Annotated in this window: 15 protein-coding genes; 5 read left to right on the top strand and 10 right to left on the bottom strand. The window is 34.8% G+C overall.

Annotation, left to right across the window (positions count from 1 at the left end; translation table 11 throughout):
- Window positions 1-130: 130 nt before the first annotated feature.
- The 4 genes from ACQCPR_RS01060 to ACQCPR_RS01045 form a co-directional block, all read right to left on the bottom strand.
- Entirely contained in the window at window positions 131-562 is a 432-nt protein-coding gene (locus ACQCPR_RS01060) for a hypothetical protein (RefSeq protein ID WP_093496838.1), read from the bottom strand.
- Between the two features lie 276 nt (window positions 563-838).
- Window positions 839-1,321 (bottom strand): hypothetical protein, encoded by a 483-nt coding sequence (locus ACQCPR_RS01055; protein ID WP_093496837.1) that lies wholly within the window; start codon window positions 1,319-1,321, stop codon window positions 839-841.
- Complete coding sequence (locus tag ACQCPR_RS01050; RefSeq protein ID WP_093496836.1) at window positions 1,318-1,524, bottom strand: helix-turn-helix transcriptional regulator; 207 nt, start codon at window positions 1,522-1,524, stop codon at window positions 1,318-1,320. The genes ACQCPR_RS01055 and ACQCPR_RS01050 overlap by 4 nt, the downstream gene beginning before the upstream one ends.
- Window positions 1,525-1,744: 220 nt before the next feature.
- Window positions 1,745-1,876, bottom strand: a complete 132-nt coding sequence (locus ACQCPR_RS01045) for a hypothetical protein (protein ID WP_269915870.1) — start codon at window positions 1,874-1,876, stop codon at window positions 1,745-1,747.
- Window positions 1,877-1,971: 95 nt separating this feature from the next.
- On the opposite strand from ACQCPR_RS01045, the gene xerA reads away from it, so the two are divergent.
- Entirely contained in the window at window positions 1,972-2,811 is an 840-nt protein-coding gene (xerA, locus tag ACQCPR_RS01040; RefSeq protein WP_427137939.1) for a site-specific tyrosine recombinase/integron integrase, read from the top strand.
- Between the two features lie 128 nt (window positions 2,812-2,939).
- Here xerA and ACQCPR_RS01035 read toward each other — a convergent pair whose 3' ends face one another.
- Both ACQCPR_RS01035 and ACQCPR_RS01030 read right to left on the bottom strand, forming a co-directional pair.
- The gene (locus ACQCPR_RS01035) at window positions 2,940-3,602 is read right to left on the bottom strand and encodes a zf-HC2 domain-containing protein (protein ID WP_241600771.1); all 663 of its coding nucleotides are present in this window, start codon (window positions 3,600-3,602) and stop codon (window positions 2,940-2,942) included.
- Window positions 3,603-3,606: 4 nt separating this feature from the next.
- Entirely contained in the window at window positions 3,607-4,089 is a 483-nt protein-coding gene (locus ACQCPR_RS01030) for an RNA polymerase sigma factor (RefSeq protein ID WP_093496835.1), read from the bottom strand.
- Between the two features lie 487 nt (window positions 4,090-4,576).
- Between ACQCPR_RS01030 and ACQCPR_RS01025 the strand changes: the two genes are divergently transcribed.
- Window positions 4,577-5,800, top strand: coding sequence for an IS110 family transposase (locus tag ACQCPR_RS01025; RefSeq protein WP_340765914.1), 1,224 nt, complete (start codon window positions 4,577-4,579; stop codon window positions 5,798-5,800).
- 126 nt (window positions 5,801-5,926) lie between these two features.
- Here ACQCPR_RS01025 and ACQCPR_RS01020 read toward each other — a convergent pair whose 3' ends face one another.
- The 3 genes from ACQCPR_RS01020 to ACQCPR_RS01010 all read right to left on the bottom strand — a co-directional run bounded on the left by ACQCPR_RS01020 (window position 5,927) and on the right by ACQCPR_RS01010 (window position 7,442).
- Window positions 5,927-6,175 carry a hypothetical protein gene (locus tag ACQCPR_RS01020; protein ID WP_427137938.1) on the bottom strand — a complete coding sequence of 83 codons (249 nt, stop codon included), beginning with the start codon at window positions 6,173-6,175 and terminating at the stop codon, window positions 5,927-5,929.
- A gap of 107 nt (window positions 6,176-6,282) precedes the next feature.
- Window positions 6,283-6,471, bottom strand: a complete 189-nt coding sequence (locus ACQCPR_RS01015; RefSeq protein ID WP_427137937.1) for a hypothetical protein — start codon at window positions 6,469-6,471, stop codon at window positions 6,283-6,285.
- Window positions 6,472-7,238: 767 nt separating this feature from the next.
- The gene (locus ACQCPR_RS01010) at window positions 7,239-7,442 is read right to left on the bottom strand and encodes a hypothetical protein (RefSeq protein WP_241600669.1); all 204 of its coding nucleotides are present in this window, start codon (window positions 7,440-7,442) and stop codon (window positions 7,239-7,241) included.
- A 154-nt stretch (window positions 7,443-7,596) separates the two neighbouring features.
- Here ACQCPR_RS01010 and ACQCPR_RS01005 point away from each other — a divergent pair, with 154 nt between their 5' ends.
- The 3 genes from ACQCPR_RS01005 to ACQCPR_RS00995 are packed head-to-tail and all read left to right on the top strand — an operon-like array spanning window position 7,597 to window position 11,288.
- Complete coding sequence (locus ACQCPR_RS01005) at window positions 7,597-9,072, top strand: spore germination protein (RefSeq protein WP_241600668.1); 1,476 nt, start codon at window positions 7,597-7,599, stop codon at window positions 9,070-9,072.
- Between the two features lie 4 nt (window positions 9,073-9,076).
- Window positions 9,077-10,219, top strand: coding sequence for a GerAB/ArcD/ProY family transporter (locus ACQCPR_RS01000; RefSeq protein ID WP_241600667.1), 1,143 nt, complete (start codon window positions 9,077-9,079; stop codon window positions 10,217-10,219).
- Window positions 10,194-11,288, top strand: coding sequence for a Ger(x)C family spore germination protein (locus tag ACQCPR_RS00995; RefSeq protein WP_340878734.1), 1,095 nt, complete (start codon window positions 10,194-10,196; stop codon window positions 11,286-11,288). The genes ACQCPR_RS01000 and ACQCPR_RS00995 overlap by 26 nt, the downstream gene beginning before the upstream one ends.
- A 1,126-nt stretch (window positions 11,289-12,414) precedes the next feature.
- On the opposite strand, the gene ACQCPR_RS00990 is transcribed toward ACQCPR_RS00995, so the two are convergent.
- A complete protein-coding gene (locus ACQCPR_RS00990) occupies window positions 12,415-13,059 on the bottom strand; it encodes a DUF6518 family protein (protein WP_340878733.1) in 645 nt (214 codons plus the stop codon).
- Window positions 13,060-13,423 lie beyond the last annotated feature (364 nt).

The raw sequence follows: 13,423 nt of genomic DNA, 5'->3' as shown, positions 1-13,423 counted from the left end.
CCCACCCACTAATGTTATTTTACCGAAATATCCCAATTATTTGTTTAACTAATCTGCCGCTTTAGTTCAATAAAAAAATGGTTTTACTCCTTCTTCAAGTAAAGCACACCGTTAGTTTAAGTGAAAAGTTTCACAATTGACCATCATCTATTTTTTTTACCTCTTCCGGAAATAAAAAACTAATAAGTTCTTTAAACATACTTTGTTGATACATAGATAGGAGGATTTCTTGAATAATCCCTTCATATTTTATATTTAAAGTAGATGAAATGATTGTAATTGTTTGATTTAAAGATGGTAAATCTTTTTCGAATAATTCGGGAGGGAATTCTGGGTCTTTCCTTAAACTATCATGTTCTTGATGTAAACGACTTGATAGATAGGACATAATATATTCAAGTTTCTTTTTATCCTCTTCAAAAATACCTAGAGAAAGGAGTTTATGCCAGTATGGGTATTTTAAATTAGGTTCAATTAAGCTAGAAAGGCGTTTTAAACTATTTTCTAAAGAATAAATTTTCCCCTCTAATTCTTCAATTTTTTTTTGCTGTTTATCTTTCACGTTAATTCCTCTCTTCCTACATTTGCCGAAATCCTCTATGCCCTTTTAATTCTTTATTCAACTAAACTGCTGCTTTAGTTCAATAAGAAAAAAGCTTTACTCCTTCTTGAAGTAAAGCACGACGTTAGTACAAGAACGATATTAGTTATTTTCTCATCTTTTTTGCTGACACGATTAAATGATAATTATCCATCATCCAAACATCTTGTTCTTTTATTAACGCGTATACTTGACTTTGAGATGTGCTGCCAAAGAAATCTCTCGGTGCATTTTTAGTTATTTATTATACTCAATGCACCATGCTATAGCGTAAGCAATGCTTGATGCCACTATTGTTGACGCAAATAAATAGATAGAAAATGCAGGATAAAGATAAATGTAATTTGTAGAAAGAACCATAATCAACATTGCTATCATCACAGCCAATGTAAACGTAACATGAGAAGCCCTAGTTGCTTTATTGGTGATGATCAGCTCCCGTTCATCCGCTTCTTGGAATTCTCCGAATTTCAACAGGATGTCGGCCCGCTTTCTTGGTTTCAATTTTACAGACAAAATGATTTGAAGCAGCATTAACAGGATACTGACGATGAATGGCCATAAATTAAATTTTACATCAACTAAAAGGATTTCACCATTCGCCAACCCTCGATTAAATTCATCCATCAACCAGATGTTTTCAAAAGTAAATCCCACTGCATATGCGAACACGCCTATAATAATGATTTTGCTGATACTTTCAAATAGAACAGTCTTCACTTGCCATCCCCCTTGAAAAATATTTTTTCGATTGGCTCCTGAAACACTTCCGCTATATTCATCGCGAGTAACAGCGATGGCACATAGGTTCCTTTCTCCAACGAGACAATGGTCTGACGTGTTACGCCTACTTTTTCTGACAAGTCCTTTTGCGTAAGGTTGGATCTTGCCCTCAGTTCTTTTAATCGATTCTTTATCTCCATATTTTCCCTCCCCAGATTGCTATCTCAAATGTAAAAAACTCCGGACAAAAAGTCAAGTATTTCTTACTTTTAATAGTTGGGAAAATGAAAGGGAAAAACCGTTCTTACACATCTTTTTGCCCAAAATTTTATTCAACATCTGAGTTTCACTAGCTTGCTTCCAAATATGAAACCTCAGGCATTTCACAGAATGGAGTTCTACTCCATTAAGCCCAAAATATTAAGCGGTTTTTTCTGTTTCTTCAGCAGGATAAACTTCTTGCTTTGTCTCCTTTAATTCTTCTGAAAATTGCTTTATATCTCGTTTCAATTCCGACAGCTCTCTTTTAGATTCAAATACTCCGTTATTCAACTAAACTGCTGCGTTAGTAAAAAAACACCCTATGTCTATAATTCTATTAAATTGGCAATAATCCTTTTAATATTACTATTTTAGGGGGAATAGAATTGTTACTATCAAAAGCATGGGCTTCGTTTGAAGCTGATAAGCGAATAGAGGGCTTTTCGCCACAAACATTGAAAGCCTACCAGTTACAGTCTTCGTTACTAATTGGTTATTTTAAAGATGTAGAGATGGCATTGCTGGATACAAATCAACTAAAGGAATATCTTGCTATATCCTGTAAGCATTTAAAACCAGCCAGTCTTGCACATCGTATTCGCTTTATGAAATCATTTTTTCGTTGGTCTCATGAAGAAGGCCTTCTTAGTAAGAATCCAACTTCCAAGATTAAAGAACCCAAAGTAGGGAAGCGGATACCTAAGTATTTAACCGAACGGGAGGCTGAACACCTTCGTGAATCCTGTCATTCCCCAATAGAAAAAGCAATTTTTGAATTCATGTTTTCTACCGGTTGTCGAATTGGCGAAATAGTTTCCTTAGAAAAGAATCATATTAATTGGTCCAATCAATCCGCGATCGTGAGAGGTAAGGGTGATAAGGAAAGGGAAGTTTATTTTAATACACGTTGTGATATATGGCTTAAACGCTATATGGAAAGCCGTAATGACCATAATCCAGCAATCTTTGTAACTGCCAGACAGCCACATAAAATGAGCGTCGCCCAAATGAGATACATCATCAAGCGGATCTCCAATCGTGCGGAAATAAATAAAGAGATTCACCCACACCAACTTAGACACAGTTACGCAACTCATTTGATGAATAATGGAGCTCCTATTGAAGTCATACAAAGTCTTATGGGGCATGAGAAAAGTGAAACAACTAGGATCTACGCTCAATTAAGCGGAAGGTTAAGGAAAGAGTATTATCAGAAATACTTTTAAATATAAAGGAGCAACGTCATAGTGACGTTGCTCTATTTTGACTAACGCACCCATTAGTTGAATAAGAAAAGTGAAGCTTATTCAACAATCGCGCCCGTTTGCGGTATAACCTCTATCCCATTTTTAAATCATTCAGCATCGTTACCTTTATCATATAATTCTTTTATGGGTATTACATCGGTTTTATCTTTATATTGTATAGTTACCTTATCTTCATCCGTTAGTTTTTTCTTCTTCCCATTGTACAGTAATAATGTGTTTTCATCTGAAAATGTGAAAGAAATGCCACTCCCATCTTTTAGGAGTTTGGCTGGGGTAGAAAAATCGTTCCTTTTTTCATACACAAATATAGTATCTGTATATCCCTCATCTGTTTTTGCATCTGTTAAAATTATATAATGATTGTCCTTTTTTGCTTTGAATAAGAGCGTAGCCATCTTGCCCTGACTCTGAATGTTTGTTTCAACATTACTGGAACTTGCTTGCCACATATTTACAAACACAAAGTAATAAGCAGTTATCAGAACAAGAAACATTGCTAGTAGTGATGATACGATAACTAAGATCTTTTTTCTATTTTTCGAGCGTACCTTTTTGAAATAATCAATGTTCCTTTTAACTTTTCTTCTCTCAATTTCATCTTCTAAAAATAAATCTCCCTTCATTTTGTTTAAATAATTTCGGCATTCTTCACATTGATCCATATGTTTTTCTATCTGTTCGTTTGTTTCTTCACTTGTTAATTTATCAATATAAGCAGGAGCCAAATCCTTAAATACACTATGTTTCATAACCCTACTCACCCTTTCTGATTTCAAGTTTTGCTCTATAAAAAGTCACTCTTGCCCAGTTTTCTGTCCTTTCAAAAATAGAACCAATTTCTTTGAACGATAAGTCACCCAACAATCTTAAATAAAGTATTTCTCGTTTATCCTGACTGAGTTGATGAGCCTTTTTAAAAAACATAACTTTATCCTCGTTTTTTATATACTCATCTTCCAAGTCGTAAAATGTTGCGCTTTCACTTTTTAGTGAGTCCTTCAATTGTTGGTTTTTATTTTTATGGTTTAATTCTTGCAGCCATACGTTTTTAGCAATTGCACAGAGCCACGTGGAAAACTTGGCTTTACCATTATCGTGAAAGTTATTAATGGATTTAATCGCTTGATAAAATGTTTCTTGAGTTAGCTCCTCTGCTAAATCAAGGTTGTTTGTCAAAGTTAACAAGTATTTAAAAATAAAATCCCCATATTCTTGGTATATATTGTCCTTATCCACTGCCACCCCTCCCTTTTCCGTCTGGCCATTCACCTATTTATCACAAAATTATTGATTTCGTTACAACATTTTTTAATAAAAAAACTGCATCTTTATAACAGATGCAGATATTCACTTATTCAATTAAATGGCCCGATTGTTGAACACATGATAAACAACACTCTTCAACTAACCTGCGGCTTTAGTTCAATAAGAAAAAGGCTTTACTCCTTCTTGAAGTAAAGCACCCGTTAGCCATCCATGTAGCGCAAAATCAGCGCTACACCACAGAGAATGAAAATGTGAAAACCTGGGTATAGGATACTACGGCTGGGAGAGGAAGGTCGATGAACTATGGTGCCATAGAGCCCATCCGTTAGTCTGACTCCAACGACCACGGTGCATCACAGACTGTCGCTCCATTACGGGAAGCACTCATGGGAGATTAATCCTACTCTGGTTATTGCACCAGCCTCCAATACTATTTGCCGTAGAAAGGATGATTACAATGGAAGTAATCATTGAACGTGCTTGTGGAATGGATGTCCATAAGGATTCCATTACTGCTTGTATTATTACCCCAAAAGGAAAGGAGATTCAAACGTTTTCCACTAAAACTGTTTTTCTATTACAGTTAATTGACTGGATTAAGGAGCATGATTGTACTCACGTAGCAATGGAAAGTACAGGTGTATTTTGGAAGCCTATTGTCAACTTGCTAGAAGCCGAGAGCATTGAGTTTTTAGTAGTGAACGCTCAACATATGAAAGCAGTACCAGGTCGTAAGACCGATGTAAAAGATGCAGAATGGATTGCCAAACTTCTTCGTCACGGTCTACTTAAAGCAAGTTTTATTCCAGACCGAAATCAGCGGGAATTAAGAGAGTTAGTTCGATACCGTCGAAGTATTATTGAAGAGCGTGCGAGACAACATAATCGGATTCAAAAGGTTTTAGAAGGAGCGAATATCAAACTCGGTTCCGTTGTCTCCGACATCATGGGTGTTTCGTCTCTTGATATGCTCCGTGCTATCGCCGATGGCGAAAATGATCCTGAGAAATTAGCTAGCTTTGCCCGCCGATCAATGAAGAAGAAAAAGAGTGAACTGGAGCTAGCTCTTCGAGGGTATATCAATCCACATCAACGTCTCATGTTAAAAACCATTCTGGTCCATATAGAATTTCTAACTGAGCAGATTGAGCTATTAAACGAAGAGGTTGCTACTAGGTTATCCTCCCATCAAGAAGATATAGAACGATTGGATTCCATTCCTGGCATCGCCACTCGAATGGCCGAACAAATCTTAGCCGAAGTCGGTACAGATGTGGAGAAGCAATTTCCCAGTTCGGCGCACTTATGTTCCTGGGCAGGATTAGTACCTGGACATAATGAAAGTGCGGGCAAGAGGAAATCAACCAACATGAAAAAAGGAAACAAGTACTTGAAATCGGCATTAATTGAAGCAGCTCATTCTGTTAGAGGATCCAAAACCTACTTGGGAGCCCTGTATAGGCGTACTGCATCAAGAAAGGGTAAAAAGCGTGCAGGGATATCAGTCGCTCATGCCATTTTAAGAATCAGCTATTATCTCCTAACACGCAAAGAAATGTACGTAGACTTAGGGGAAGATTACTTTGACAAACAAAAAGAACAATCGATTGTACGATATTCTGTTCGAAGACTTGAAAACTTAGGTTACAACGTTACAATCACTGAACCAAATGCCTCCTAGTCCAACCCATAATTTAATTCTCATTTAGGCGCTGCACTTTTTTTAAAAATTATTGAGCTGCGTCCGATTTCGTATTGCCTTTTTCTATAAATCGAAGATTTTAATTTTCATGGGAGTTGAAGAAGACTATTTATTAATACTCTTTTTAAGTTTTAATTCTTCATATTCTCCCCATACGATATAAAGAATACCTACAAGTAGAGAGAGCACACTAAAAATGTTTAAAGTATATCCTACATAAGTTAACATCCCATCGAATAAATCTTGACTCCAACTTGAAACCCCTGAACCAAAAATTGCAGCACTTATATATTTCGTTGATATTAAAAAAGCAGATATAGCAATAAATGCAATTCCAGTACCTCGTCTTGTCATTTTAAATACTCCTTTCTCTATAAAATGAATAATACCATATATTGTATATGAACAAATTCTTCTTTTTTTTCTGTATTACCTTTATTGAACTAAATTCATTCTTTAGTTCAATAAGAAAAAGGCTTATCATTTTCTACTTTGAAAATCAAGAAGTCATCATCTTCCTCTACAACTTCTTTTTCATATCTCATTTCTTTGTCGATAATTTCAAAATAGTTTGTTTCCGTATTTAGTTCAAAGACTGGACATTGGTCAAATCTGACATCACCAATATATATTGCCCTAATTTTTTTCATCTAATGTCGTCTTCTTCTTGAAGTAAAGCTCCCGTTAGCCATCCATGAAGCGCAAAATCAGCGCTTCACCACAGAGAATGAAAATGTGAAAATCGGGTATAGGATACTACGGCTGGCGAAGAAGGTCGATCAACTATGGTGCCATTGAGCCCATCCGTTAGTCTGACTCCGACGACCACGGTGCATCACAGACTGTCGCACTCTATACGAGTAGCACTCATGGGAGATTAATCCTACTCTGGTTATTGCACCAGCCTGCCTTTATTCTTACAAGAATGGAGTTGATTCTTGATTTACCTTGCAACTTAATATAACTCCACTCTAAAGGCTCAGCCTTTTTTTAAAAAAGCTATTTCTGAGTCTCTTTTGTTATGCAATTTTGTTGATTTTGAACATTTTTTAATTTTCATGGGAGTTGAACAAGGGGTGCCAATATTGTTTAGCCAATATATTGACTAATTTACTAATTTCCTTTTGGCATTCAATACTTTAATTTCATAAGAGTCAATATTAGATACAGAATTTAGTTCCTTAGAATGTAGGATTTCATTCACTGTCTCTTCAATTTCCATTGCTAACTATGTGCATCTTTATCTGAACCTTATATTGAAGTTTGAATGGTAATGGATTTTTGATACTCAGTATTTATATTTCCGAATACGTGTTTATATCTATGTCAACAATGGATTTAATTACATTTTTTGCAATGGAATCAATATCCTTTTTTACTGAATTAAAATATTCTTTATTCTCTTTAACTTTTACCTTCATTCTATTTCCGAGTTCGAACTTACTGTAAATTCCAAATTCCCATATTTATCATAATTTTTTTCAGTTACCGTATTCAATGTAGAAAATTGTAATTCTCGTTCTTTAGTAGATAAAGGTTCTGGTTCATCCTTATTCAACAGGCTAAATGATGCTATTCCCACTATAAGTATCCCATTAATAATCAATATCCTTTTTAACATATAATCCCTCCTGTTAAGAAGGTAAGGGTGTGCCTCTGCATCTTATTAATTTAGTTTCGTATATTTTAAACTTAAAAAGCTAACAATGGAATTAATATGGAATTTTACCGTTCTTCCAAAAATGCTTTTTTACATATAGAAGTGAGGAATGTACATGTTTTGGAAAAAACAATCAAATGAAAATAAGCCTGTTTCTCAATCAAACGCAGAATCAGAAATATCAATAGAGACTCTAAAAAAAGCCCTCGTTCAAATGGATGATGCGGAATTTGTGGAAATCAACATTTCTGAAAATCAAAATGTTGATCTTATCTACGTAAGAACTCTGATTGACCAAGAAAGATTAAATGAAAGCATTCTAAAACCTTTATCTAACTGTTCCAAACAATCCATTCAGGAATGCATTGTTCACTCAACAATAAATTCCATTTCCACTTTTAATGAGGCAAAAAAGCAGCTGTTTAAAGGATCTGTCTTGTTATTTGACTCTTCGTCAAACCTTTGGTTCGCTATCCCTTTAGAAAATCCACTTGGACGTGCAATTGAACCATCCGATACTGAAACCATCCTTTTAGGAGCAAAAGACAGCTTTAGTGAACAGCTAGAACAAAATATTACGCTCATTCGTAGACGTCTTCCAACACATGAACTGAAAACAGAGAAGTTCACCGTTGGTTCTTTAAGTGAGACAAATGTGGTCTTATTGTACATAGAAGGGCTGACCAATCCAGAATTTGTTTCAACCGCCAAAAAGAAGATTTCGGAAATTAATTATGATCTCTTCTTTGAATCTTCTCAAGTAGCTGCATTCATGGAGGAAAATCCAGACAGTATTTTTCCTCAGTTTCAGCAAACTGACCGACCTGATGTTGTTGCTTATTCTCTGGGGTTAGGAAAAATTACGATTTTGGTAGATAATACACCTTTTGCTCTAGTTGCCCCAATTACTATTTTTCATTTGTTCCAATCACCAGAGGATTATATTAATCGATGGGTAGTTGCCAGTTTTTTGCGCACCATGCGATATGTAAGTTTTATTCTATCTATCACATTGATCCCATTCTATGTGGCACTAACAACTCATCACTATCAAATGATTCCTTTACAAACACTTTTCGTCTTGGTGGAGTCAAGGAGCAAGCTTCCGTTCACACCTTTTTGGGAAGCGTTTATCATGTTGATTTTTATTGAAATTATAAAAGAAGCAAGTTTAAGGATGCCAACAAAGACTGGTCAAACGCTTGGGGTTATTGGGGGCATTGTAATTGGTCAAGCAGCAGTTGAGGCTGGTTTGGCAAGTAAGGTGTTAATTGTTATGGTAGGGATTTCAACTATCGGATCCTTTCTTGTTCCTAATTACCTTGTGACAAAGGCGAATTCAATGATTCAACTCATTCTTCTTGTATTTTCTTCGTTTCTTGGGATAGTAGGGATTGTTCTGGCAATGATTATCATTTTAGCACACCTTAATGGCTTGTCTTCACTCAAGCAGCCATATTTATCCCCTGTTACCCCTTTCTATGGAAAAGATTGGCTAGACCTATTCATTCGAGGTCCTTTAGTCAAAATGAAAGAGCGTCCAGCACATCTTAAACCACTGAAGAAGAAGAGATATCAAACTAGGAGATGAACTGATGGAAGCTCTTCAATTATTTAATAAGAATGAAACCTATAACGGGTTCTATGTCATGTTGATGGTAAATCGCCTCCAAATGCTTTACTTTTTTTTGATTATGCCAAGATTTTTAATCCATCCATATATGATTTGGGTGATTATAGTGGTCGGCATATTGTCTCAACTAAACATTCTTCTTTTATCCAAATGGTTTTTAACCCGGTTTTCTAGCGAGGGTTACAACGGATTTGTCCAATTATTCGGGAAAAAACTTGTACGTCTCCTCTCATTCATCGGTTTATTCTTTATCCTGCTAAAACTTTTCGTGATTATGTTAGGATTCTCGGAAATGATACAAATATTTATGTTTCCAGCTACAGATTCAAATTGGCTTATCTTTTTTATACTGTTGTCTTGTTTGTATGTAGCATGGAAGGGTGTTGAAAAAACTATACGTTTTGTTGTAATTTCATTTTTGTGTACATTTTGGATGTTCTTATTCTTTGCCTATTTCTTCTTTCCTCCAATAGCTCAACTCAGTGATTTGTATCCGATTATTCCAATGGAATTAAGTGAGGATTCCTGGAAAGGAATATTATTAATATTATCTTCATTTTCAGGGCCTGAATTTCTGGTATTTTTGGGCCCGTGGTTTAAAACAAATAATAAAACATTTCGTTATTTGTCTTATGGGAATGCTCTAACCGTTACAGAGTATGTATCCTTATATATGGCGTCCTTATTCTATTTCGGTTCCAATTATTTAAGCAAAAGTCCATTTCCAATTGTCACTATGGCCCGTTATTTTCAAAACCCAGTAATTGAACGTATTGATATGGTCATGCTTTCTTTGGAATTATTTAACATCGTTTTTGCAGGTTCAATTTTTCTTCTGTTGTTTTATGGAGCATCTAAAATAGCTAATGGGAAAGTGGATAAACCATCAAGTCGAGTAGGCTTTTTATTCAGTGTATTCATTATTTTAATTGGAATGATTCTTGTGAATGAATGGATTTGGAAGGCTGATGAAAAGCAGGTTATTTTACTTAATCTTCAGATTTTAGCAGGAAGCTTAAGTTATTTAATGGTTCCAATTATTATTATCGTAGCGATGAAGATAAAGGGGGTTAATAAACATGCGACTACGAAAGAAAATGGCTAAAAGTTTTTCAATTATATTTATTGCATTATGGTTAACTGGATGTGCCCCTTTTGCTGAAAACAACATTATTGAAGAGCTTGCTCCAGTCACATTTTTATCACTTAGTAAAGGGGAAGAAGGTAAAATAAAAATCAGTACGATATTGCCTCCTCTAAGCAAAGAAAAAAAGAGTGTAATGACGCAAGAAGTAAGCTTAATGAAGGAGGGATTAATGGATTTTAATTTAAACTTCTACCAGGAAATGAAATCTGGGCAAATGCGAATGCTGATAATTAATGAAGACCTCGGAAAAGAGGGGATTATGTCCGTTATTAATGTGTTATTAAATGATCCGGATATTTCTTTGAGAATTTATTTAGTTATTGTAAAAGGAAATTTTGAAAAATACTTGGAAAATCAATTGGAGAAACAAGAAAATCTTGATTACTCCTTTTACCGAATGCTGAAGCATTATGAGGAAAAAAATCAGGGCGATATTAGTATTGTTAATCTACATGAATTTAAAAATTTGTTATATACTCCTTATTCAGATCCTTTCTTACCTGTATTCAAAATAGAAAGTGACGCAATCAGCTATGAAGGTACAGCCCTGTTTCAAAATGATAAGCTAGTTGAAATAATAACAAATTTTGATGATCGCATCTTCCAGCTGTTAAACAACGGTCACTACTTATCTGTTTTGCCGATCCCAGAATTAAAAGTTGTTCTAGGTCATGTTAGATCTAAAACGAAAGTGGATATTAATAAAAGCTTGTCTACAATGACCTATACCGTGAATATAGACTCAAGAATTGAAGAATACCGGGGAGAAAAGCAAATATTTGAACCAAAGGATTTAGAAGACTTGAAAAAAGAAATCCAATCCAATCTTGAAAAACAAACACAAGAACTAGTAAAAAAGATGCAAGAATTGACTGTAGATCCATTACAGCTAGGCATTCATACATTAAAACCATTTTCAAAATCAATGGATGAAAAAAAATGGATTGAACTATTCATGAAGATGGATATTAAGATTGATTATCAGCTTAATATTGAGCCTTTGACGGATTCAAACGCAAAAAGTTAATTATAATAAAAGAAAAAAGCGCACTCACTTGAGTGGTTAAGTCTTTTTAAAAAACTACAGATTGCTTATTAGAGAATAAAAAAGCGATTTAAATCCCACCTTAAAACCAAATAGAAAATACTATAAATGAAAAATCATTCTCGGTAAAGATTTGAGAAGGACCTTCAACAATAAGATTCCCTTTTACTGCACGTATTTTAAATTCGGCAGAGTTACAAGAAATGACGATCAAATAAGTCACGTCAAATACCTATGTATACATCATAGCTGCTAGATGTCCTGTCGAGCAAGCGAAGCGCAGTAGGAAAGAAGAACAATTTATAATCTAGGAAAAGAGCAATATGTGACAACTATCTTGACAAACACCAAGTTATTGTTTCACTATCTCGATTATTTCCGTATAAGTTACAGTGGCATAATTACTTAGTCGCTCACTTAATTCCTCGCCAAGATTTCTATATTCACTATTGCTTTTTCAGAAAGATTGCAAAATTTCTCTTCCAAACTTTCATAATGAGGTTCTTCACTTTTACTATTTTCTACCGCTAAAAATAATCTCCATATTTACTCGATATAATTTTTTTCTATTTCTGCGTATTCATGAGCTTCAACTTTTTCAAGCATTATCGTCAATCTATTTAAGTAGGTTTGAATATCACAAAAATAATTAAACAAAATTAAGAAATCGTTCCTTTTCTCGTCGTCCGTCGGAAAAATGTATTCTCCATAGGCTGATAAAACAGCATTCCCAATGTCATCGTTAGTTTACAATTCACTACGATTTACTTTAATTTTAATAACTAATTATTCTCCCCTAATTCTGATTTTTAAATTGAAGAAGCAATATCAAAAACTACATACATTTCAGGAATTTCTTAACGTACCACAACAACAACTTCCCGTAGCATAGTGATTTTTCAATAGTTGAGTCGTTGGTTTCTCGAAGAATTAGCTAATCCCTTATTCAACTAAACTGCTTCGTTAGTTTAAGTGTAACATTTCACATTGTATATAAAAATAGACCATCATTTTTGATGGTCTATGGTCATGTTTAACTAAAGCACCCGTTACTTTAAGATTAACATTTCACAAACTTTGATATTTTTAATAATTGTAGATAAAAAACCTACAACATTCCCCAGAATAAATTGGTTTGTGCCGTAAGGAAGAAAATAATTAACCCTATGGAAAGCACTTTGATTATTTGTTTTCGAGACTGATATAGAACAAAAATTGTGGCAATCCAGAGTAGAAACTCCAATATATTTCGGATATCAAAATACCAAAACCCAAATGCGAAAGCCTGTCTTGAAATAATCACAAATATTATAGATGAAATAGAAATAGAAATTATACCTTTCCCTTTTGCATACCAACATATAAGAGCAAAAAGAGGAGAAATACAAGTCATTATAATCCAAATCATCATATAAGATTTAGGAAAAAAACCAGCTACCAGAACTGTGTATAGATAATAGCTACCTACCATACCTATGAAAAACAATAAAACATTTAAAGCAGATTGAACAGGCGATTTACTACACACAGATATCATTACCGCAAGGAAAATCCAAATCCCTATACGAGAAAAAAAGTTACTTAAATCAAACATTTCGAGAAGATAGGGTAAATAATTACTTGGGGTTGTGTCAAGTGCCTTCGAAACAACGCCTAAAATAACCCCTGCGATAAATATTAAAACCGAATATAAAAACTTCTTGGATAGCGATATTCTCGTTGGTCTACGAATCTCATTTAAAAAGTCTACCATATATTCCCTCCCGAAACATTGTTTCTCGGATTTTTACATTAGGTGAATACAATACATATTGTAACTTCTTGTTGAACTAAACTGCCCCGTTAGCCATCCATGAAGCGCAAAATCAGCGCTTCACCACAGAGAATGAAAATGTGAAAATCGGGTATAGGATACTACGGCTGGCGAAGAAGGTCGATCAACTATGGTGCCATTGAGCCCATCCGTTAGTCTGACTCCGACGACCACGGTGCATCACAGACTGTCGCACTCTATACGAGTAGCACTCATGGGAGATTAATCCTACTCTGGTTATTGCACCAGCCTGCCTTTATTCTTACAAGAATGGAGTTGATTCTTGATTTACCTTGCAACTTAA

This window comes from Psychrobacillus psychrodurans, from assembly GCF_050209195.1.
GTDB lineage: Bacteria > Bacillota > Bacilli > Bacillales_A > Planococcaceae > Psychrobacillus > Psychrobacillus psychrodurans.
Note: the sequence above shows the minus strand (reverse complement) of the source record. Positions and strands in the feature narration are given on the sequence as shown.

Excerpts from the sequence above, each read along its gene's own strand:
- ACQCPR_RS01050 (WP_093496836.1), bottom strand. The coding sequence starts at position 1,524 with ATGGAGATAAAGAATCGATTAAAAGAACTGAGGGCAAGATCCAACCTT.
- ACQCPR_RS01035 (WP_241600771.1), bottom strand. The coding sequence starts at position 3,602 with ATGAAACATAGTGTATTTAAGGATTTGGCTCCTGCTTATATTGATAAA.
- ACQCPR_RS01025 (WP_340765914.1), top strand. The coding sequence starts at position 4,577 with ATGGAAGTAATCATTGAACGTGCTTGTGGAATGGATGTCCATAAGGAT.
- ACQCPR_RS01020 (WP_427137938.1), bottom strand. The coding sequence starts at position 6,175 with ATGACAAGACGAGGTACTGGAATTGCATTTATTGCTATATCTGCTTTT.
- ACQCPR_RS01015 (WP_427137937.1), bottom strand. The coding sequence starts at position 6,471 with ATGAAAAAAATTAGGGCAATATATATTGGTGATGTCAGATTTGACCAA.
- ACQCPR_RS01010 (WP_241600669.1), bottom strand. The coding sequence starts at position 7,442 with ATGTTAAAAAGGATATTGATTATTAATGGGATACTTATAGTGGGAATA.
- ACQCPR_RS01005 (WP_241600668.1), top strand. The coding sequence starts at position 7,597 with ATGTTTTGGAAAAAACAATCAAATGAAAATAAGCCTGTTTCTCAATCA.
- ACQCPR_RS01000 (WP_241600667.1), top strand. The coding sequence starts at position 9,077 with ATGGAAGCTCTTCAATTATTTAATAAGAATGAAACCTATAACGGGTTC.
- ACQCPR_RS00995 (WP_340878734.1), top strand. The coding sequence starts at position 10,194 with ATGCGACTACGAAAGAAAATGGCTAAAAGTTTTTCAATTATATTTATT.
- ACQCPR_RS00990 (WP_340878733.1), bottom strand. The coding sequence starts at position 13,059 with ATGGTAGACTTTTTAAATGAGATTCGTAGACCAACGAGAATATCGCTA.